This window comes from Pseudomonas sp. PDM31 (assembly GCF_019218965.1).
Classification (GTDB): Bacteria; Pseudomonadota; Gammaproteobacteria; order Pseudomonadales; family Pseudomonadaceae; genus Aquipseudomonas.
In genome coordinates, this window is sequence record NZ_JAHUWS010000016.1 from 60,910 (window position 1) to 81,005 (window position 20,096).

Consider the following 20,096-nt stretch of genomic DNA (forward strand, 5'->3'; position numbering starts at 1 on the left):
AGCCTGATCAAGGCCGATAAGTAAAAACACCGCGTGCGGTGTGGTGTCGCAGCGTTCAGAGAGCAACAGCATGCAATCGCAAACCCAACGCCTTCATCACTTTCATAATAGTCGCGAATTCCGGATTGCCAGTGCTGCTCAGCGCTTTGTACAGGCTTTCGCCTCGTTTTTGATTTGACTTGTGCAGCGATGCGCTTGACGAGATCAGCGGGGGGCTGACTTTAGGGCTGGAACCGTAGTGTCGATACCGGCTTTATCTGAAGGAGCTGTAGGAGAAGTCGAAAATTATGCAGGCATCAAAAGCGATTCGATAGCGAGAGCGCTGCCAGCGCTTGCGCCACCGACTCAAACTCCCGTTCAACACTCGGCAATGGCGGCCGCTGCAGGACAATCACCGGCAGCCCACGCTCGCGCGCCACGTCCAGCTTCGGTTCGGTGGCGGTGCTGCCGCTGTTTTTGCTGATCAGCACGTCGATGTTGCGGCGTTCAAACAAGGCGCGTTCATCGTCGAGCAGGAAAGGCCCGCGGGCGCCGATCACTTCGCAGCGGGCGTTGCCGGGATAAACCTCCAGCGCGCGCAGGGTCCAGAATTGCTCAGGGGGGATTTCGTGCAGATGCTCCAGGGGCTCGCGACCCAGGGTAAACAGTGGTCGACGGAAAGGTTTCAGGGCTTCGATCAGTTCGGCCCAATCCCTGACTTCTCGCCAGTCATCCCCCGTCCGGGCCTGCCACGCCGGACGCCGCAATGCCCAGCAGGGAATGCCGCTCAAGCGAGCGGCGGTTGCGGCGTTGTGGCTGATTTGCGCAGCGTAGGGATGAGTGGCATCGAGCAACAGATCGATGCCTTCATCGCGGACAAACTGGGCCAGACCTTCTGCGCCACCATAACCGCCTACGCGAACCTGGCATTGCAGGTCCGTCGGTACCCGGCCGATGCCAGCCAGGCTGTAGATATGCTGCGGCCCCAGCGTTCGGGCGATGGCAAGGGCTTCGGTCACACCGCCGAGCAACAAAATGCGCTTCATTGAAAAGCTCCCGCGTGGCCGACAACGCCACCCTGGCGATCGATAGCAAAGACTTCCACCTGAACCTGCGCCGGTACCACGCTGCGGGCAAATTCCAGGGCATGCCGGCACACCTCATCGCCCAGGGCAATTCCCGCCGCACTGGCCATCGCCAGGGCTTGTTGACTGGTATTGGCTTCGCGGATGCCTTGCTGTAGTTGCGCATCGGCGCCGATGGCTGCCGCCCATAACGCCAACTGCGGTAGGTCGATGCTCGAATGACGGCTGTGCAAATCCATATGCCCGGCCGCCAGCTTGCTGATCTTGCCAAAGCCGCCGCACAGGCTGAGTTTATCCACAGGCACTTTGCGCAGGTGCTTGAGCACGGCACCAACAAAGTCGCCCATTTCGATCAGGGCAATTTCCGGCAGGTCGTAGACCCGGCGCATGGTGTCCTCGCTGGCGTTGCCGGTGCAGGCTGCGATGTGCAGGTAACCGTTGGTCTTGGCCACGTCTATGCCTTGATGAATCGAGGCAATATAGGCCGCGCAGGAAAATGGCCGGACGATGCCACTGGTGCCGAGGATCGACAAGCCGCCGAGAATACCCAGGCGCGGGTTCATGGTTTTCAACGCAAGGGCTTCGCCATCCTTCACGCTTACCGTGACCTCGAAACCACCGCTGTAGCCATGTTCGCTGGCCAGTTGAGTCAAGTGATCAGTGATCATTTTGCGCGGCACCGGATTGATCGCCGGCTCACCGACGGCCAGGACCAGCCCGGGCCGGGTCACCGTGCCGACGCCACGCCCGGCATGGAAACGAACCCCCGGTTTGCTGCTCAGGCGTACCCGGGAGTAGAGCAGGGCGCCGTGGGTGACGTCCGGATCGTCGCCGGCATCCTTGATCGTGCCCGCTTCCGCACCGTCATCGGTCAGGCGGCAGAACTCCAGGCGCATCTGCACCTGTTTACCCTTGGGCAACACGATCTGCACCGCGTCAGCGCTGCTGCCGGCGAGCAACAGGCGTGCGGCAGAGAGGCAGGTGGCGGTGGCGCAACTGCCAGTGGTCAGGCCACTGCGCAGCGGGGCGGGTTGTTCGGCGGTTTCGTCACGCATCGAAAGGCTTCGTCACATCCAGCAAGGTAATCGGCAAGGCCTGGCGCCAAGTGTCGAACTCGCCCAGCGGTTGTGCCTGAGCGATATGAATGCGGGTCAGCTCGCCGCCGTGCATTTCGCGCCACGCCATCAGGGCCATTTCGCTTTGCAGGGTGACGGCATTGGCGATCAGGCGACCCCCGGGCTTGAGCGCGGCCCAGCAGGTGTCGAGCACGCCTTCACGAGTGACGCCGCCGCCGATGAAAATCGCATCCGGAGCTTCCAGCCCGGCCAGGGCTTGCGGCGCACTGCCGCGAATCAATTGCAGGCCGGGCACGCCGAGGGCATCACGATTGTGCTCGATCAACTGTTGCCGCCCGTCATCCGCCTCGATGGCCAGCGCCCGGCAGCCAGGATGGGCGCGCATCCATTCGATGCCGATCGAGCCACTGCCGGCACCGACATCCCACAAAAGTTCGCCAGGGACCGGGGCGAGGCGGGCGAGGGTGATCGCGCGTACATCGCGTTTGGTCAGCTGGCCGTCGTGCCTGAATGCCGAGTCGGGCAGGCCGGCCAGACGCGACAGGCGCGGTGTGCCGGGTTCAGCGATGCACTCGATGGCGACCAGGTTCAGGTCGGCGATTGCCGGATCGGTCCAGTCGCTGGCGATGCCATCGATACGACGTTCGGCTTTGCCGCCCAGATGTTCCAGCACGCTCAGACGACTCGGCCCGAATCCGCGTTCGCGTAACAGCGCGGCAATCGCGGCAGGGCTTTGGCCGTCGTTGCTGAGTACCAGCAAACGAATGCCGCTGAACAACTGCGCGTTGAGCGCCGTGATCGGGCGGGCGACCACCGACAGCGTGACCACATCCTGCAACGGCCAGCCCATTCGCGCGGCGGCCAGTGAGCAGGATGAGGGTGCCGGCAGTATCAGCATTTCATCGCAGGGCAGTAGTCGAGCGAGGCTGGCGCCGACACCGAAGAACATCGGATCGCCGCTGGCCAGGACGCACACGGGTTCACCCCGCAGCGCCAGCAACGGATCGAGGGAGAAGGGGCTGGGCCAAGTCAGGTGTTCGCCGCCTATGCACGCTGGCAATAAATCCAGATGCCGCTGGCCGCCGAAGATCTTCGATGCACGCAACAACGCATGGCGGGCATTCTTGCCCAGGCCTTTGAAACCGTCTTCACCAATGCCTACTACCGTCAGCCAGGGTGTCATGCCGTCCCTCAATCGCGCGTTCATCGTTATTGGGCGGCATGATAGCGCGGGTTCCCTGAGCTGACTGCCTTGTATTCCCGACCGGAGTCTTTTCATGCGGTGAAGTAAAGCAGGCATAATACCGCGCACTTTTGCCGTCCATTGCCTTGCCACCTGAACGGGTCATCCTTGAACCAACGTCCGCCATCTTGCAGCTTGCGCCCCTCGGCCTGTCCGGGGTTGCTGCGTATTGTCCCGGCACTGGATGGCGGTATCTGCCGGATCAAGCTTGCGGGTGGGTCGATCAGCAGCGCACAGGCCGTAGCGGTGGCAGCAGCGGCTGAACAGTTCGCCGGTGGTGTGATCGAGGCAACCAACCGCGCCAACCTGCAGATTCGCGGCATTGGCAGTGCGCACGCGGCATTAATCGACAGCCTGCTGGCTACCGGGTTGGGGCCGCGCACGGCGGCGGGCGATGATGTGCGCAACCTGATGCTCAGCCCGGGCGCCGGGATTGATCGGCACTTGCTGGTCGACACACGCCCGTTGGCACAACAGATCCTCGCCACGTTGCAGAGTCATGCACCTTTCCACGATCTCAGCGCCAAGTTCGCCGTACAACTCGATGGTGGCGAGGCCCTGGCGATGCTCGAACATCCCCATGACCTGTGGCTCTCGGCATTTGTACAAAACGGCGAACGACGGCTGGCATTCGGTCTGGCGGGATGTCCCACGGACAGGCCGGCCGGTTCGGTTGCCCTCGAGGATGGCCATGATCTGGTGGTCGCTGTGCTTGAGTTGTTCCTCGACCTTGCGCGCCCCGAGCAAACGCGGATGCGCCATTTGTTGGTCGAGTACAGGGTCGAGGATCTGCTGGCGCGGCTGGCCAGGCGTGTAGCCGTTCAGGCCGTTGTCGATTGGCAGCGTGTCCCCCACGCAGATGTCCTGCACATTGGTAGCCATCCCCAGGCTGATCCTGCTTTCGTTTATGTAGGGGCGGCGCCTCCTTTGGGTCGCCTAGCGCCGGCGATGCTCCGGGGTGCGGCGCAACTCGCCCAGGACTTCGGCGACGCCAGCCTGCGTTTCACACCATGGCAAAGCCTGTTGTTGCCCAATGTCCGTTTTACTGACACCGCTGAAGTTATCCAGCGTCTACAAGGGCTGGGCCTGCAGTGTCAGGCCAGTCATCCGTTGACCGGTTTGATTGCCTGTACCGGTTCACAGGGGTGCGCCAAGGGGCTGGCCGACACCAAGGGCGATGCGCTGCAATTGGCGGCGCTGCTGCAACGTCAGGGGGCTGCGCTGAATGTGCATTTGAGCGGATGCCCGCGCTCCTGTGCCGCCGCACACACCGCATCCGTCACACTCCTGGCCATCGCCCCCGGTTACTACGACCTCTATTTTCGCGATCCAGCGCAGCCGGGTTTCGGCACGCTGCACGCACGCAACCTTACTATTGAAGCGGCCGCGACCTTGCTCGACGCCCACTCTCGGAGCCCCCTTGATGCTTGATTACATCCGCGACGGTCAGGAGATCTATCGCAACTCCTTCGCGATCATTCGCGCCGAGGCCAACCTCGACCGTATCCCGGCCGATCTGGAGAAACTCGCCGTCCGTGTGATCCATGCCTGCGGCATGGTCGAGGCCATCGACGGTTTGCAGTTTTCCGAAGGGGCGGGCAAGGCCGGGCGCGACGCGCTGGCCGCCGGCGCGCCTATCCTGTGCGATGCGCGGATGGTCAGCGAAGGTGTGACCCGCGCCCGTTTGCCGGCGAACAATCCGGTGATCTGCACGCTGCGCGATGACAGCGTGCCGGAGCTGGCACGTGAACTGGGCAACACCCGTTCCGCTGCCGCGCTGGAACTGTGGCGCCCGCATCTGGAAGGCAGCGTGGTGGTGATTGGCAACGCGCCGACCGCACTGTTCTACTTGCTGGAAATGCTCGATGCCGGCGCACCGAAACCGGCACTGATCCTCGGTTTCCCGGTGGGCTTCGTCGGTGCCGCCGAGTCCAAGGCGATGCTCGCGGCGGACAGCCGTGGCGTGCCGTTTGTCATCATGCAAGGTCGCCTCGGTGGTAGCGCCATGGCCGCCGCCGCCGTCAATGCCCTCGCCACGGAGATCGAATAATGCAGCAACCTGGACGATTGATCGGCCTTGGCGTGGGCCCCGGTGATCCGGAGCTGATTACTGTCAAAGCGTTGCGCTTGCTGCGCGAGTCTCCGGTGGTGGCGTACTTCGTCGCCAAGGGCAAGAAGGGCAATGCCTTCGGCATAATTGAAGCGCATTTGCAGGGTGCTCAAACCTTGCTGCCGCTGGTGTATCCGGTGACCACCGAAGCTTTGCCGGCACCGCTGTCCTATGAGCAAGTGATCAGCGACTTTTATGATGACGCTGCACAGGAGCTCGCTGCGCATCTGGACGCGGGTCGTGATGTGGCAGTGATCTGCGAAGGCGATCCGTTCTTCTATGGCTCCTACATGTACCTGCACGACCGGCTCGCCGAGCGCTATCAGGCCGAAGTCGTACCAGGCGTGTGCTCGATGCTCGGCGGTGCTTCGGTGCTGGGGGCGCCGCTGGTGTATCGCAATCAGAGCCTGTCGGTGTTGTCCGGCGTGCTGCCTCACGATGATCTCAAACGCCGTCTGGCTGATGCCGATGCGGCGGTAATCATGAAGCTGGGGCGTAACTTTCCCAAGGTGCGTCAGGTGCTGGAAGAACTCGGTTTGGCCGAACGCGCGTTGTATGTCGAGCGCGCGACCATGACCAATCAGAAGATCGTGCCACTGGATCAGGTCGAACCGATGTCCTCGCCTTACTTCTCGTTGATCATCGTTCCGGGTGAAAGGTGGCAAGGCTGATGACTCGTCCAGCTCCGGCAATTGTCATTCTCGGCAATGGCAGCCTCGCCACCGCGCGCAAGATTCAACAGGTGTACCCCGGCGCCTTGATCCACGGTCTGGTCGGGCGGGTCGAGGGTGCGGACCGTGACTATCATGAATTCGGCGCGACCTTGCGCGAGCTGTATCAGCAAGACTCGCCGATCATTGCCCTGTGCGCCGCCGGCATCGTGATCCGCACGCTGGCGCCGTTGTTGCTGCAGAAGGGCGCCGAGCCGCCGGTGCTCGCGGTGGCCGAAGATGGCAGCGCCGTGGTGCCGCTGCTCGGTGGCCTTGGCGGGGTGAATGTCATGGCACGGGAAATTGCGGCCGGGCTGCAGGTTGCAGCGGCGATCACCACCAGTGGCGAATTGCGCTTCGGTACCTGCCTGCTCAATCCGCCCAGCGGCTACACCCTTGGCGATCTGGAGCTGGGCAAGCGTTTCGTTTCCGATCTGCTGGCCGGGCACAGCGTGCGTGTCGAAGGTAACGCGCCCTGGCTGGATCAGGCGCAGTTGCCCGAGGATCCGGCGGCGCTTCGTTCGATTCATGTCGGCAGTGCCGCGCGTGAGGCCAGGGCTGATGAATTACTGATCTATCCACGGAGTGTCGCCGTGGCGGTCAGCACTGGTGTGGTGGATGTGCCGCAGGCGATTCGCGCGGCGTTGCAGCAGGCCAACGTCGCGGTGCAATCGGTGGCTTGCCTTCTGGCGGCGGACGATCAGATGGCCAATCCCACGTTGCGTGAAGCGGCGCTGGAGTTAGGCGTGCCGCTGCGCTTCGTGGCGCCGGCGGTCGATATCGGCGCCTTGGCCCGTAGTGCGGTGCCTGGAGCGACCGTCGAAGCGCCCCTCGACAATATTGCGATTGCCATAGCCGATCAGCCGCTGCAAGTCGCGCAAATCGGCAGGGCGCGCGGGCGACTGGCGGTAATCGGCCTCGGCCCTGGCGCAGCCGAGCTGATGGTGCCGGCGGTCAAGGCCGAACTGGCGCGGGCCACCGATGTACTGGGTTACGAAACCTACGTGCGCATGGCCGGGCCGTTTCGCGCCGATCAAGTGCTGCACTGCACCGACAACCGCGAAGAAATGCAGCGTGCCCGCCACGCTTTCGAACTGGCGGCACAGGGTCGTTCGGTGATCGTCGTGTCCTCTGGTGACCCGGGTGTGTTCGCCATGGCGGCGGCAGTACTTGAGGCGTTGCATGAGTCGAGTGATCCGGCCTGGCATAACGTCGATCTGGAAATTCTGCCGGGGGTATCCGCTTCGCTCGCCACCGCTGCTCAGGCCGGTGCGCCGCTGGGGCATGACTTCTGCGTACTGTCCCTGTCGGACAACCTCAAACCCTGGTCGATCATCGAGAAGCGACTGGATCTGGCCGCCGAAGCAGATCTGGCGCTGGCGTTCTACAACCCGATCTCCCGCTCCCGGCCCTGGCAACTGGGGCGTGCGCTGGAGATCGTCGCACGGCATCGCATCGCTGCAACGCCGGTGGTGCTGGGCAGGGATATCGGTCGGCCGGGCCAGACCTTGCGTGTCACCACGCTGGGAGCCTTGACCCCGGATCAAGTGGATATGCGCACCATGGTGCTGATCGGTTCGTCCACTACCTGTGTATTCCCTCGCGCCGGCGGCGGCGAATGGGTTTACACACCGCGCTGGTATGAAACCCGGCCGGTTTCCTGAAGTCATGCGGCCCCGCCCGGGGCCGCTGGCCTAAGTTCAAGTCCATGAATGGTTAGTGTCCTGAATAATAATTGTGCGACGTGCGTTCTGCTACGTTCAACAGTTGTAATGGTTTTTTCTTGCTTTGGATTTGACGCGCCAAGTTTGCTGTTTTAGTTTCTGATATGTCGCATGGCGCGACTTATTATTAAAAGGAAGCTTGATATGACTAATGGAATGGAAAAGCCGCTTGTTCTGAATGCTTTTGATGACGAAATGCAGGATGAATATTTTATGAGTCTTTGTCCTGAGCTGGAGTGTGTTGCGCAGCGCTCAAAGCGTCCCAGGACTATGCTCGGTGGTTCATCAGGTGTTGTTGCAGAAAGTATTGATACAGCAGTGGTAGGTCCCTCGCTTGTCGTATTTGATGAAATGCTTTCGGATGACGACAAACAAGACGCTCTGGACAGTCAGCAGTTTGCAGAAGCTGTAGTGAGTCTTCTGCCAAAAGGAACCAGTAATGAAGAGCGTTATTTGAAGTACAACGAAGCCTTGTTGGCAGTTGGCTGGGTGACGGAAAGCTTTACTTATAAGAGATACGTCAGCGAGCAATTTACCCTTACGATGAATGAGGCGGTGTTGCAGGTGCTAGAGACCGTTATCTCCGGCGCTTCCGGCAACGTGCTCAACATGGTGGCGTCGGGTTTCAGCAAGTTGAAGGGGGATAAGGACGCGCTGAAAATAGTGGATTCAGGCAGCAAGAAAAACGATGTTGTCAGCTTCAAGGCAGTTCCATGCATCGCGGTGAAAGGCGGCGGTATGGCAATGCTGACGGGAGGGCTAGACCTTGTTGATAAAGAATACAATGGAAACTTTTTGTTTGTTACCTACAAAACCCAAGGGTTAAAGATTTTTCAGGCGGCAGGTGTGCGTAAATTTAACCGTCGCGCGTTCGATCGTAAGAGAAATATGGTGTATGCATACAATGATAAAAATGCCGACGGTCTCTTTAAGAAAGTGACGGGGGAATAAGAAAGGGCAGAAATTTTCGCTGTTTTAACTGTGCAGAGCTGATGATCTGGAGCGGACATGACAGTGCCCATTAATGCCGCCATAGTAGGTGGCTGCTTGTTATCCTTCACCCAAGGTGTAAGTTTGCAGGATCAGCAGGATATACAAGACAGTCTGCTGTACGCGGAGTTGGCTGCGAATGAAAAATATCCAGGCAAGGTTTCGAAAAAAATCTGGTTCGACTATTTTCAGGGGCGCTTGCTCAAAGCGGGTTACAGGCTAAAGACCGTTGTTCCATCCGAGCCATTGCGGGTGTCGAGTGTCAACCAATTGCTGTCGGTCAGCCATACGATGATTGGCCGGTTGGGAATGGAACGTTTGGGGCAGCTCTTCGAGGACACTTACAAGGCTTTGAAGCTGGACGAATTTGCCTGGAATTTCTTTCGTGGCAATGTCGCAGGTGCTGGCTCGGGGATACTCAAGTGCGCTCCTTGCGAACGCACGCCTTCAGGTGAGGTGATCGTCTGCTTGCTTGGCTTGCGCTACAGCGCGACGTTGATCGAGAGCGAGTTTTTCTTCTGGAGTGAGTTCGAAAAAGAGGTGGTCATCATCCCGGACGGTGCTGTGTTTGTCTTTGATCGGGAGATGTTTGAAAGCTACCGTAGTCGAGTTCAGGCGAAGATCGATGCTTATTCGGCGAAGGCGTTCGTGTGTACACTCAAACGCTGAGTGATTGTTTACTTGTAGTGCGGCAAGGGCCTTGTACTGCACAAGGCCCTGCTTTTCCAGTACGGGCAAATGCGCGGACAACTGCGAGTATCAGGGCACCAGATACCCTTTCACCCCGGTAAAAATAATCTGCGCCGCCAACGCACACACAAACAACCCCATCAACCGGCTGACAATCTGCAAGCCCTGGTCACCCAGAATGCGCTCGATGCGGCTCGACAGGTACAGCACCACCCCCACGGTGAAACTGGCCAGGGCGATACTGAGAATGGCTGTGAGCTTGTCGTCCCAATGCGGCTGGCCTATGCCCATTACCAGCAAGGCACCGATCGTGCCGGGGCCGACCGTCAGCGGAATGGTCAGCGGGACGATGGTGACATCCTGCTGCACGTTGTCGGTCTGTACAGCTGACTTGCCCTGGGCCATGCCCAGTGCCGAGATGAACAGCACACTGCCGGCACCGATGCGGAATGCGTCCACCGTGATGCCGAAGACACCGAAAATCATTCGGCCGAACAGATACAGGAGCACGCTCGAGACCAGGGTGGCGAATGCCACTTTCCAGGCCAGCCGCTTCTGTTCCTTGCGTGAATAACCGCGTGTCAGGCTGATGAAGCAGGACAAGACGAAGAACGGGCTGTAGAGCACCAGCATCTTCAGGTAAACGCTGAACAACTCGTGGAGCATGGTGCGTAGCTCGTCGGTGAGGAAGGTCGAGGGGAGTCTATCAGGCGTTTTGAAGTCTGTCGGCTCAAGAGGTATGGGTCGCTGCGCGATTCTGCTGGTCGCGCTGGGCGACCCAGTGTTCGATCAGGTCGCGCAACTGCGACAGTTCAACCGGTTTGGCCATGTGTCCGTCCATGCCGGCCTGGCGTGCACGCTCTTTATGTTCGGCAAGGATATGGGCGGTCAATGCCACCACCGGGGTGCGGACCCGCTGGTTGCCGACTTCCCAGGCGCGCAGTTGCTGGGTCGCCGAGAAGCCGTCGAGGATCGGCATTTCGCAGTCCATCAGGACCAGGTCGTAACGCTGGGCCTTCATCGCTTGCAAGGCTTCTTCGCCATTGCAGGCGGTGTCCGGGTGAAGGTTGAGCTTGCCGAGCATGCCGCGGATGACCTTGGTCGAGATGCTGTTGTCCTCGGCCACCAGAATGCGGAAATCACTCGGAACCATGACCGCCGGGCTCGGGCCGATTTGTGGTTGCTGGGTGACAATCAGGCCTTTGTTGCGTTGGGTCAGTTCGTCGGCCAGGGTCGTCTTGAGGGTATAACCGGCCACCGGTTTGGCGAGGATGCGCTTGATGCCTGAATTGCGCGCAATGATCTTGCTGGGCGCGTTGCTGATGCCGGTGAGCATGATCAGCAGGATGTCGTGGTTCAGGCTCGGGTCTTCCTTGATCTTGGCTGCCAGTTGCATGCCGGTCATGCCGGGCATGTTCTGGTCGAGCAGGACCGCGTCGAAATAATCGCGCAGGTGCGCCTTGGTACGCAGCAATGCCAGGGCCTCCTTGCCGGATGAGGCCGCACTCACGTTCAGGCCCCAGGCAGTGCACTGCTGAACCAACACTTTGCGACAAGTGTCGTTGTCGTCCACCACCAGCACGCGGGCACCTTGCAACGGGCCATCGAGGTCGGAGGTCGGGTGTTCGAGGCGGTCCGGGTCGAGGGGGAGGGTCAGCCACAAGGTGCTGCCCTGGTTGTTGCCACTCTTGATGCCGAACTCGCCTTGCATCAGGCGAATCAACTGGCGAGCGATCACCAGCCCCAGATTTCCGCCCAGATGGGTGGCTGAGAGGAAGTGCCGGCTGTGCAGTTCGGCATGCATGAGCGCGTCGCGCTCCTGGGCGTCCATCGGCTCGCCGCTGTCCTGCACGGCGATGCGCAGGCGCGGTTTGGTCGTCCGTTCATCCAGTGCCACGACGATCAGGATTTCACCTTCGTCGGTTTTCTTCAGGGCATTTTCCAGCAGGCTCAGCAGGGTCTGACGCAAACGGGTAGGGTCGCCGCTGATCACCCGCGGCACCTGCGGTTGAATGAAGCTGATCAGTTCGACGTTCTGCTGCTCGGCCTTGGCGCGGAAGATGCTCAGGCAGTCCTCGATCAACGCATTGAGGTCGAACTGCACATCATCGAGTTCTATCTGCCCGGATTCGAGCTTGGAAATGTCGAGGATTTCGTTGATCAGCGTCAGCAGTTCATTACCGGCGCTGTGGATGGTTTGTACATAGTCGCGCTGCTTGACCGAGAGTGGCGTGCCCAGCAGCAGCTCGGTCATGCCCAGTACGCCATTCATCGGGGTGCGGATCTCATGACTGATCTTCGCCAGGAACTCGGCCTTGGCGTTGATCTCGGCGTTGCTGGCAGCCAGGTCGCGGCTGATGCTGAAACGGTCTTCGGTGATGCTGCGCTGGCGCTCGCTCAAGGCGATGCTCATCAGCAAACCACTGATGCAGACGAAGGCGAGCAGGGTGGTGATCAAACCTTGGGGTTCGATCAACGTCAGCCCCAGCAGGGCAGGCAGGATCACCAGGGTCCCGAGGTTGAATACCACCATGGCGGCCACGAAATAGCGTGCCGGGCGATAGCCTTTTTGCCAGTGATAAGCGCTCACGAACAACATGGTCAGACCGGCCAGGGCAACCAGGGCGTAGGTGATCAGGTTCAGTGGCAGGGTGTTGACGAACAGCAGCATCAGGCTACAGGCCGTGATGATGACGACCTCACCCAGCAGTATCCTGTTCAGCGGATGCGGACCGAGTGGCGAGAAGAACTGGTAAGCGAGCATCAGGCCGCAAGGTGCCGTCAGCAACAACGCCAGGTAAGCGCCCGGCGTTTGCAGTGCGCGCCAGTCCGGCAGCCATGGCCCGGCCAGGTTCAACAACAGCATCAGGCTGAGCATTAACATCGCTTCGCATGTCGCCAACCACAAACTGCTGCGTGACCGGGTGTAGGCATAGCGGATGAGGTTGTGCAGGACGAGCATGCCGATGCACCCGAACAGCAGGCCATAAATCAGCATCTGGGTTTGTCTGGCCGCGGTCACGACCGCCGATTGCAGGGTGATGTAAGGCCGCAACTGGTGGTCGGAGGCCAGTTGCAGATAAACGTCGAGGGGTTTCTCGCTTTGTGGCAACGGCAACATGAAGTCGGTACTGGGCAGTGGCCGCTCAGCCAGGGGCTGTTCGTTGCCCGTGCTGGAGTGTTCGATCAGAGTGTCGCCATCGAGCACATACAGATTCAACTGGCGCAGGTCGGGTGCGAAGACTCGCAACAGTTGTTCATGCTTGCCCGGGGTAAGCCTGAAGCGTAACCATAGCGCGCCACCGGGTTCGGCCGCGGTGATGTGGTCGAGTTCGATGGGGCTGAATTGATTGGTGTAACGTGCGGAGCGGATGTCGCTCAGTTGCAGATCGCCCTGTTCGTCGAGCAATATCGCCCAGCCACTGCCTTGCGCGGCCAAGGCCGGCAGCATGCAGAGCAAGGTCACCAGCGTGACGGTTAAACTTATGGCATTCCTGAGCCAGCGCACGGCGAAATCCCTTCTTAGGTTGATGCCATAATATAACGATGCGCGGCGCGGCAATAGCCAGGCAAGGGCCCGTGGTCCTTGCCTGGCGTGGTGCTTACCTTATTCCTGGTTCTCGCCACGCTCGCGGGCAATGGCGCGATAGCCAATGTCCTTGCGATAGAAACAGCCTTCCCAGTCAATCTTTGCCGCCAGCTTGTAGGCCTGCTGTTGAGCAGCATCCACGCTGGCACCCATGGCAGTGGCGCACAGCACCCGACCACCGGCTGTCACGACCTGACCATCCTTGAGCGCAGTACCCGCGTGGAAGACTTTGCCTTCCAGGGTCGCAGCGCTATCCAGCCCATTGATGGCTGTACCCTTGGCGTAGTCACCAGGATAGCCGCCAGCGGCCAGGACGATGCCGACGCTCGGGCGCGGGTCCCATTGGGCTTCAACCTTGTCCAGCGCCTGTGCCAGGGCTGCTTCGACCAGCAGCACCAGGCTCGACTGCAAACGCAGCATGACCGGCTGGGTCTCCGGGTCACCGAAACGGCAGTTGAACTCGATGACTTTCGGATTGCCCGCCTTGTCGATCATCAGACCGGCGTACAGGAAACCAGTGTAGACGTTACCTTCCTCGGCCATGCCGCGAACGGTCGGCCAGATCACCAGGTCCATGACCCGCTTGTGCACCTCGGCGGTGACCACTGGAGCCGGGGAATAGGCACCCATGCCGCCGGTGTTCGGGCCGGTGTCGCCGTCGCCGACGCGTTTGTGGTCCTGGCTGGTGGCCATTGGCAGTACATTCTTGCCGTCGACCATGACGATGAAGCTGGCTTCTTCGCCGTCGAGGAACTCTTCGATCACCACTCGCGAACCGGCGTCACCGAAAGCATTGCCAGCCAGCATATCGCGCACGGCGTCTTCGGCTTCGGCCAGGGTCATGGCGACGATCACGCCTTTACCGGCAGCCAGGCCGTCGGCCTTGATCACGATCGGTGCGCCTTTTTCACGCAGGTAAGCCAGGGCTGGCTCGATCTCGGTGAAGTTCTGGTAATCGGCGGTCGGGATCTTGTGGCGAGCCAGGAAGTCCTTGGTGAAAGCTTTCGAACCTTCCAGCTGAGCGGCGCCAGCAGTGGGGCCGAAGCAATCCAGGCCACGGCTGCGGAACAGATCCACAACACCGGCAACCAATGGCACTTCAGGACCGACGATGGTCAGCGAAACGTTTTTCTCGGCAAAGTCTGCCAGTTGCTCAAGCGCCAGTACGTCGATGGCGACGTTCTCGCACTTGGCTTCGATGGCGGTACCGGCGTTGCCCGGGGCCACGAAAACTTTCTGCACGCGCGGATCCTGAGCCACTTTCCAGGCCAAGGCGTGTTCACGGCCACCGCTGCCAATGATCAAAACATTCATTTCAAAAACCTCGGATGACGCTAATTCTGTTGAGCACCGCTGGGGTGCTTTTCTGTGGGAGCGGCGGTGCGACGATTCGACTTGATCGCGAAAGCGGAGTGTCAGTCGAAACAGTTGTCGCTGACAGATTGCATTCGCGAGCAAGCCCGCTCCCACATCTGGATCGAGTTGAATCAGTGACGGAAGTGGCGCATGCCGGTGAAGACCATGGCGATGCCGGCTTCATCCGCTGCTGCAATCACTTCATTGTCACGCATCGAGCCGCCTGGCTGGATCACTGCAGTGATGCCGACCTTGGCCGCGTTATCCAGGCCGTCGCGGAACGGGAAGAATGCGTCGGAGGCCATTACCGAGCCTGCCACTTGCAGGCCAGCATGTTCGGCCTTGATTGCAGCAATTCGCGCGGAGTTCACGCGGCTCATCTGGCCGGCGCCGACACCGATGGTCTGGCGGTTCTTGGCGTAGACGATGGCATTGGACTTGACGTACTTGGCGACTTTCCAGGCGAAGATCAGGTCGTGGATTTCCTGCTCGGTCGGCGCGCGCTTGGTCACGACCTTCAGGTCGTCGGCGCTGATCATGCCGATGTCGCGGCTCTGTACCAGCAGGCCACCGTTGACGCGCTTGTAGTCCCAGGCAGCGGCGCGATCAGCCGACCACTCGCCGCAGGCCAGCAGGCGTACGTTGGCTTTGGCGGCTACGATGGCGCGGGCTTCTTCGCTGACGCTAGGGGCGATGATCACTTCGACGAACTGACGCTCGACGATGGCTTTGGCGGTTTCAGCATCCAGTTCGCGGTTGAAGGCGATGATGCCGCCGAAAGCGGATTCGGTGTCGGTAGCGTAAGCCAGGTCGTAGGCCTTGCGGATGCCGCCTTCGGCGTCCGGGCTCACGGCCACGCCGCACGGGTTGGCGTGCTTGACGATCACGCAAGCCGGTTTGACGAAGCTCTTCACGCATTCCAGCGCGGCGTCGGTGTCGGCCACGTTGTTGTACGACAGTTCCTTGCCCTGCAGTTGGGTCGCGGTGGCGATGCCGACTTCGGCAGGCTTGGCTTCAACATAGAACGCCGCGCTCTGGTGCGGGTTCTCGCCGTAGCGCATTTCCTGGGCCTTGATGAACTGGCTGTTGAAAGTGCGCGGGAATTCGCTGCGACCTTCGGTGCTCAGTACTTCGGCAGCCTGGTTAACGGTGCCCATGTAGTTGGCGATCATGCCGTCGTAGGCTGCGGTGTGTTCGAAGGCCTTGAGCATCAGGTCGAAACGCTGAGCGTAGGTCAGGCCGCCGGCCTTGAGGCCTTCCAGGACACTGGCGTAGTCGCTGGCGTTGACCACGATTGCCACGTCTTTGTGGTTCTTCGCTGCCGAACGAACCATGGTCGGGCCACCGATGTCGATGTTCTCGATCGCTGTCGGCAGGTCGCATCCTGGCTTGTTGATGGTGGCTTCGAACGGGTACAGGTTGACCGCTACCAGGTCGATCGGCTTGATGCCGTGCTCGTTCATGATGGCGTCATCGATACCGCGACGACCAAGGATGCCGCCGTGGATTTTCGGGTGCAGGGTCTTTACCCGGCCGTCCATCATTTCTGCAAAACCGGTGTAATCCGCGACTTCCACTGCGGCAACGCCGTTGTCCTGCAGCAGCTTGAACGTTCCGCCGGTGGAGAGGATCTCGACGCCCAGGGCTTCAAGCTCCTTGGCGAATTCGAGGATCCCGGTCTTGTCGGAAACGCTGATCAAGGCGCGGCGGATCGGCAGGCGGGTAGTCTGGTCGGTCATCTCAATTTCCATCAAAAGCAAAGGAAGTCAGCAAAAAAGGCGACCGGTTTTACGCGGGCGCCTTTCTGGTTTGATTGAATGCTTACAGCAAATCGTACTGCTTGAGTTTCTTGCGCAGCGTGCCCCGGTTCAGTCCGAGCAGCTCGCTGGCCTTGGTCTGGTTGCCCTTGACGTAGTTCATCACGCACTCGAGCAGGGGAGCCTCGACTTCGGAGAGCACCAGGTTGTACACATCCGTGACGGCAGCGCCCTCAAGGTGGGCGAAATAATTGTGCAGCGCCTTCTCGACACTCCCGCGAAGGGTCTGGCCTTCTTCGCTCGGCGTATTGAGGTGCTGTTTCAAATTCACGTTGTCGCTCACGGGTGTTGTTCCACTCACTAAAGTCTCGGTCATCATCGTCATGCGGCCACCCCTTCTCCGTCCCCTGTCAGGCTCTTGTAACGTTCGGCGAAGAACTCCCGGACGTTGGCGCATTGTGTTTCCGTACCATCCAAACGATTGAAGTGGGCGCGAAATTCCCTGGCGCCCGGCAAGGTTGCGAGATACCAGCCCACATGCTTGCGAGCAATGCGCACACCCATGACATCACCATAAAAGGCGTGCAGGGCAGCCAAATGCTCTAGCAGTATGCGTTCCACCTCGATCAGTTCCAGCGCCGGGAGCTTCTCGCCGGTACGCAGGAAATGGTCGATCTCGCGAAAAATCCACGGCCGCCCCTGGGCGGCCCGGCCAATCAACAGGCCGTCGGCACCGGTCGCGTCGAGCACGTACCGGGCCTTTTCCGGCGAATCGATATCGCCGTTGGCGAAGACCGGAATCGACACGGCCTGCTTGATCGCGGCAATGGTGTCGTATTCGGCTTCACCTGTATAAAGATCGGCACGGGTGCGGCCATGCACCGCCAGCGCCGTAATGCCTGCCTGTTCGGCGATCTTCGCCACCGTCAGGCCGTTCTTGTTGTCCCGGTCCCAGCCGGTACGGATTTTCAGGGTGACCGGCACATCAACCGCAGCCACTACGGCCTGCAGGATCTCGGTGACCAATGCTTCATCCTTCAACAGTGCGGAACCGGCGGCCTTGTTGCAGACCTTCTTCGCCGGACAGCCCATGTTGATATCAATAATCTGTGCGCCCAGCTCGACATTGGCCCGGGCTGCATCCGCCAGCATCCGGGCATCACCACCGGCGATCTGTACCGAGCGTGGCTCGGGATCACCTTCGTGGATCATGCGCATGCGTGATTTGCGGGTGTTCCACAAACTCATGTCACTGGTGACCATTTCCGAAACCACGAGTCCCGCACCCAAACGCTTGCACAGCTGACGAAAGGGCTGGTCGGTGACGCCCGCCATCGGGGCGAGAATCAAGCCGTTATTTAATGCGTATGGACCGATGCGTACCGCCGACATAGGACTTCCCTGTTGTGGGGCCGGATCATGAGAGTTCGAAAAAGGGTTGGCATGATACCCGCTCTCGATGACTGGTTAAAGGCTGAATTGAACAAAATCTGAACAGCTATTCTGTTATTGCCTGTGGTTTGGTTTGCCCGGGGCGCTCAGAAAGCCGGTGTCAATTGCCAGCCGGTGAAGGGTTTCACTCTGGAGAATGGAAGCTGAGGCTGTAATTCACGGCTTTTGCGCCAGGGTCGAGAATGTCCAGGGCGATGTGGATCGGTGTTTGCGGTGGCATTTCGGCCAGGCCTTCGAGATCGCCGCTCAGGTACTCGCCGGGCTTGAATCGACGGCTGGCTATCAGATGGCCGTTGAGATCGGCAAAGCGCAACTCCAGCAGCGGGAACGGCTGGGAGAAGGGCGCGCGGTTATAGATGATTGCATCGACTACCAGGGCGCCGTTGAACTCCGGGTGACTGCGTACTACCAGGTTGCTGCTCTTGATTTTCGCGATGTCGACTTTCGAGGGCACGGTGCAACCGATGTGCGGGCACAATTGCTGGAACCAGGGGCGGTATTGATCCTGACGTGCCAGTTCATCGAAGTGGTAAGCGATGTACTGGCCGGCGAGTGCGCCAGCGGCGAGCAGGGTCAGCAGCAGCCAGAGCAGCCGACGGCCCCAGGGCGTGCGGCGCTGTTGCCAGTCCAGTTGCAGCGGGTCGTCGGTCAGGTCCTGCAGTACTTCGGCGCGCACGCCTGGTTCGCGCTCACGTCGTTTGCGCAGTGGTTCAATCGAAGGCAGGTGGTCGTCGAGCTCCTGCTCGTCGGTAGCCGACAGGCGTTCATGGTTGAGTGGCGCGTCGAGTGGATCGTGCAGGCGCAATTGTGGTGGTTGCGGCTCGTCGTCCAGATCGACGGGCTCCAGGGTCAGCGAGGGCTCGGTGCGCGAGGCCGGCTCCGGCTCGGAGTCCGGGGAATCGTTGTCGACGGCTTGAGCACGTTCGGCGGCCGATTCGCTGAACAGGCTGTCGGACCATGGCTCTTCATCGTGCTCGACGGTATCGCGACGGGCGCTCAGCGAATCATCACGATGCCGGCTGAATTCGGTGGTCGGCTGGATTTCACGTTGTTCCAGTCGGGCGAGTTCTTCGTCGAGGTCCAGGCTGTCCAGATCCAGTTCGGTGGCGCTCCATTGCTTTTGGCTGATGGCACGCGGTTGCGCAGGCTCGGTCGGTTCGGCGGCCACAGAAGCCGATACAGGCGCTTCCTTGCCTGCTTGCTCAAGCAGCTGCTTGGCAGCATTGAAAACCTGCAGGCATGAGCCGCAACGAACCACGCCCCGCGCCACGCTCAACTGAGCATGGCTGACGCGGAAGCTGGTTTGGCAATGCGGGCACTGGGTGACGAAGCTGTCTGTCATGCGGCGATCCGGATTATGCAGGCGCCCATTCTAGCGCCGACGGCCAGTGATGCGCACCCAGCCATCGCGATTGGCGATCGGGTCCAGATCGAAGTCTTTGGCGTAGGCAGCAGCGACGTCCTCACCTTGCTCGGCGAGGATGCCCGACAGCGCCAGGCGACCGCCCGACTTGACCAGACCAGACAATTGTGGCGCCAGGGAAACCAGCGGGCCTGCAAGAATATTGGCCACCAGTACATCAGCCTGAACCTGCGGCAAATCTTCCGGCAGGTACAGTGGGAACAATTCATCGGCGATGTTATTGCGCCCGGCGTTGTCGCGGGAGGCTTCCAGCGCCTGCACGTCGATGTCGGTGCCGACGGCTTCCCTGGCGCCCAGCAGCAGGGCGGCAATGGCCAGAATCCCCGAGCCGCAGCCAAAGTCCAGCACGTTGCAGTCTTTGAGGTCCTGGCCGTCAAGCCATTCCAGACACAGTGCGGTGGTGGGGTGAGTGCCGGTACCGAACGCCAGGCCCGGGTCGAGCAGCAGGTTTACCGCGTCAGGCTCCGGCGCGGCATGCCAGCTCGGCACGATCCACAGGCGCTGGCCGAAGCGCATCGGCTGGAAACCGTCCATCCAGCTGCGTTCCCAGTCCTGGTCTTCGATCACTTCGCTGTGATGCTCGGGCAGCGGACTGCCGGTCAACAGTTCGAGGTGAGCCAGTACCGGGCCGGGCTCGGTACCGCCTTCGAACAAGGCCAGCAGGTGCGTGTGCGACCACAAAGGAGTGGTATTGAGTTCCGGTTCGAAGATCGGCTGATCTTCTGCGTCCATGAAGGTCACCGACACGGCGCCCACTTCAAGGAAAGCGTCTTCGTAGGTTTCGGCTTGTTCTGGGCTGATGGCGAGACGGACTTGCAGCCAAGGCATGGCGGGCACCTTTGAAAAATATTGATTGCAGCCTAGCGGGCTGCGAGAAGCGCGCAAGTTTACGCGAGAGCGGGGAAGAAGACG

At 60.5% G+C, this 20,096-nt stretch carries 17 protein-coding genes and 1 pseudogene; 6 read left to right on the forward strand and 12 right to left on the reverse strand.

The features are described 5' to 3' along the window. Nucleotides 1-55: 55 nt before the first annotated feature. The 4 genes and pseudogenes from KW839_RS27795 to cbiE all read right to left on the reverse strand — a co-directional run. Nucleotides 56-160 (reverse strand): annotated as a pseudogene (locus tag KW839_RS27795) (DNA-binding protein); the annotation flags it as partial. A gap of 136 nt (nucleotides 161-296) precedes the next feature. Beyond that, nucleotides 297-1,025 (reverse strand): cobalt-precorrin-6A reductase, encoded by a 729-nt coding sequence (locus tag KW839_RS25185; RefSeq protein WP_218425782.1) that lies wholly within the window; start codon nucleotides 1,023-1,025, stop codon nucleotides 297-299. Further along, a complete protein-coding gene (locus tag KW839_RS25190) occupies nucleotides 1,022-2,119 on the reverse strand; it encodes a cobalt-precorrin-5B (C(1))-methyltransferase (RefSeq protein WP_218425783.1) in 1,098 nt (365 codons plus the stop codon). Before KW839_RS25190 ends, KW839_RS25185 begins: the two co-directional genes overlap by 4 nt. Continuing rightward, the gene (cbiE, locus tag KW839_RS25195) at nucleotides 2,112-3,323 is read right to left on the reverse strand and encodes a precorrin-6y C5,15-methyltransferase (decarboxylating) subunit CbiE (RefSeq protein ID WP_218425784.1); all 1,212 of its coding nucleotides are present in this window, start codon (nucleotides 3,321-3,323) and stop codon (nucleotides 2,112-2,114) included. Before cbiE ends, KW839_RS25190 begins: the two co-directional genes overlap by 8 nt. A 168-nt stretch (nucleotides 3,324-3,491) precedes the next feature. Here cbiE and cobG point away from each other — a divergent pair, with 168 nt between their 5' ends. The 6 genes from cobG (at nucleotide 3,492) to KW839_RS25225 (ending at nucleotide 9,586) form a co-directional block, all read left to right on the forward strand. After that, nucleotides 3,492-4,814 carry a precorrin-3B synthase gene (gene cobG, locus KW839_RS25200; RefSeq protein WP_218425785.1) on the forward strand — a complete coding sequence of 441 codons (1,323 nt, stop codon included), beginning with the start codon at nucleotides 3,492-3,494 and terminating at the stop codon, nucleotides 4,812-4,814. Continuing rightward, nucleotides 4,807-5,433: a precorrin-8X methylmutase gene (locus tag KW839_RS25205; RefSeq protein WP_019650629.1), complete on the forward strand. Its 627-nt coding sequence runs from the start codon at nucleotides 4,807-4,809 to the stop codon at nucleotides 5,431-5,433. Before cobG ends, KW839_RS25205 begins: the two co-directional genes overlap by 8 nt. After that, nucleotides 5,433-6,164 carry a precorrin-2 C(20)-methyltransferase gene (locus KW839_RS25210; RefSeq protein ID WP_218425786.1) on the forward strand — a complete coding sequence of 244 codons (732 nt, stop codon included), beginning with the start codon at nucleotides 5,433-5,435 and terminating at the stop codon, nucleotides 6,162-6,164. The genes KW839_RS25205 and KW839_RS25210 overlap by 1 nt, the downstream gene beginning before the upstream one ends. Further along, the gene (cobJ, locus tag KW839_RS25215; RefSeq protein ID WP_218425787.1) at nucleotides 6,164-7,867 is read left to right on the forward strand and encodes a precorrin-3B C(17)-methyltransferase; all 1,704 of its coding nucleotides are present in this window, start codon (nucleotides 6,164-6,166) and stop codon (nucleotides 7,865-7,867) included. Before KW839_RS25210 ends, cobJ begins: the two co-directional genes overlap by 1 nt. Nucleotides 7,868-8,071: 204 nt before the next feature. Continuing rightward, complete coding sequence (locus KW839_RS25220) at nucleotides 8,072-8,878, forward strand: hypothetical protein (protein WP_256352832.1); 807 nt, start codon at nucleotides 8,072-8,074, stop codon at nucleotides 8,876-8,878. A gap of 57 nt (nucleotides 8,879-8,935) precedes the next feature. Beyond that, nucleotides 8,936-9,586, forward strand: a complete 651-nt coding sequence (locus KW839_RS25225; RefSeq protein WP_218425788.1) for a hypothetical protein — start codon at nucleotides 8,936-8,938, stop codon at nucleotides 9,584-9,586. A gap of 90 nt (nucleotides 9,587-9,676) precedes the next feature. Here KW839_RS25225 and KW839_RS25230 read toward each other — a convergent pair whose 3' ends face one another. The 8 genes from KW839_RS25230 to prmA form a co-directional block, all read right to left on the reverse strand. Then, a complete protein-coding gene (locus KW839_RS25230; protein ID WP_060542812.1) occupies nucleotides 9,677-10,273 on the reverse strand; it encodes a MarC family protein in 597 nt (198 codons plus the stop codon). A 64-nt stretch (nucleotides 10,274-10,337) separates the two neighbouring features. Further along, a complete protein-coding gene (locus tag KW839_RS25235) occupies nucleotides 10,338-13,115 on the reverse strand; it encodes a hybrid sensor histidine kinase/response regulator (RefSeq protein WP_218425789.1) in 2,778 nt (925 codons plus the stop codon). A gap of 99 nt (nucleotides 13,116-13,214) precedes the next feature. Then, nucleotides 13,215-14,510, reverse strand: a complete 1,296-nt coding sequence (purD, locus tag KW839_RS25240) for a phosphoribosylamine--glycine ligase (protein WP_060542814.1) — start codon at nucleotides 14,508-14,510, stop codon at nucleotides 13,215-13,217. Between the two features lie 173 nt (nucleotides 14,511-14,683). Continuing rightward, nucleotides 14,684-16,291 carry a bifunctional phosphoribosylaminoimidazolecarboxamide formyltransferase/IMP cyclohydrolase gene (gene purH / locus KW839_RS25245; protein WP_060542815.1) on the reverse strand — a complete coding sequence of 536 codons (1,608 nt, stop codon included), beginning with the start codon at nucleotides 16,289-16,291 and terminating at the stop codon, nucleotides 14,684-14,686. 82 nt (nucleotides 16,292-16,373) lie between these two features. Continuing rightward, on the reverse strand, nucleotides 16,374-16,694 hold the full coding sequence (fis, locus tag KW839_RS25250; RefSeq protein ID WP_007907419.1) for a DNA-binding transcriptional regulator Fis: 321 nt from the start codon (nucleotides 16,692-16,694) through the stop codon (nucleotides 16,374-16,376). Continuing rightward, a complete protein-coding gene (gene dusB, locus KW839_RS25255; RefSeq protein WP_060542816.1) occupies nucleotides 16,691-17,701 on the reverse strand; it encodes a tRNA dihydrouridine synthase DusB in 1,011 nt (336 codons plus the stop codon). Before dusB ends, fis begins: the two co-directional genes overlap by 4 nt. A gap of 184 nt (nucleotides 17,702-17,885) precedes the next feature. After that, nucleotides 17,886-19,103, reverse strand: coding sequence for a DUF3426 domain-containing protein (locus KW839_RS25260; RefSeq protein ID WP_218425790.1), 1,218 nt, complete (start codon nucleotides 19,101-19,103; stop codon nucleotides 17,886-17,888). Nucleotides 19,104-19,133: 30 nt separating this feature from the next. Then, the gene (gene prmA, locus KW839_RS25265; protein WP_060542818.1) at nucleotides 19,134-20,012 is read right to left on the reverse strand and encodes a 50S ribosomal protein L11 methyltransferase; all 879 of its coding nucleotides are present in this window, start codon (nucleotides 20,010-20,012) and stop codon (nucleotides 19,134-19,136) included. Nucleotides 20,013-20,096: the final 84 nt, after the last annotated feature.

Excerpts from the sequence above, each read along its gene's own strand:
- cbiE (WP_218425784.1), bottom strand. The coding sequence starts at position 3,323 with ATGACACCCTGGCTGACGGTAGTAGGCATTGGTGAAGACGGTTTCAAA.
- purH (WP_060542815.1), bottom strand. The coding sequence starts at position 16,291 with ATGACCGACCAGACTACCCGCCTGCCGATCCGCCGCGCCTTGATCAGC.
- prmA (WP_060542818.1), bottom strand. The coding sequence starts at position 20,012 with ATGCCTTGGCTGCAAGTCCGTCTCGCCATCAGCCCAGAACAAGCCGAA.
- KW839_RS25220 (WP_256352832.1), top strand. The coding sequence starts at position 8,072 with ATGACTAATGGAATGGAAAAGCCGCTTGTTCTGAATGCTTTTGATGAC.
- KW839_RS25205 (WP_019650629.1), top strand. The coding sequence starts at position 4,807 with ATGCTTGATTACATCCGCGACGGTCAGGAGATCTATCGCAACTCCTTC.
- KW839_RS25210 (WP_218425786.1), top strand. The coding sequence starts at position 5,433 with ATGCAGCAACCTGGACGATTGATCGGCCTTGGCGTGGGCCCCGGTGAT.
- purD (WP_060542814.1), bottom strand. The coding sequence starts at position 14,510 with ATGAATGTTTTGATCATTGGCAGCGGTGGCCGTGAACACGCCTTGGCC.
- KW839_RS25230 (WP_060542812.1), bottom strand. The coding sequence starts at position 10,273 with ATGCTCCACGAGTTGTTCAGCGTTTACCTGAAGATGCTGGTGCTCTAC.
- KW839_RS25185 (WP_218425782.1), bottom strand. The coding sequence starts at position 1,025 with ATGAAGCGCATTTTGTTGCTCGGCGGTGTGACCGAAGCCCTTGCCATC.
- cobJ (WP_218425787.1), top strand. The coding sequence starts at position 6,164 with ATGACTCGTCCAGCTCCGGCAATTGTCATTCTCGGCAATGGCAGCCTC.
- KW839_RS25260 (WP_218425790.1), bottom strand. The coding sequence starts at position 19,103 with ATGACAGACAGCTTCGTCACCCAGTGCCCGCATTGCCAAACCAGCTTC.
- KW839_RS25190 (WP_218425783.1), bottom strand. The coding sequence starts at position 2,119 with ATGCGTGACGAAACCGCCGAACAACCCGCCCCGCTGCGCAGTGGCCTG.
- fis (WP_007907419.1), bottom strand. The coding sequence starts at position 16,694 with ATGACGATGATGACCGAGACTTTAGTGAGTGGAACAACACCCGTGAGC.
- KW839_RS25225 (WP_218425788.1), top strand. The coding sequence starts at position 8,936 with ATGACAGTGCCCATTAATGCCGCCATAGTAGGTGGCTGCTTGTTATCC.
- dusB (WP_060542816.1), bottom strand. The coding sequence starts at position 17,701 with ATGTCGGCGGTACGCATCGGTCCATACGCATTAAATAACGGCTTGATT.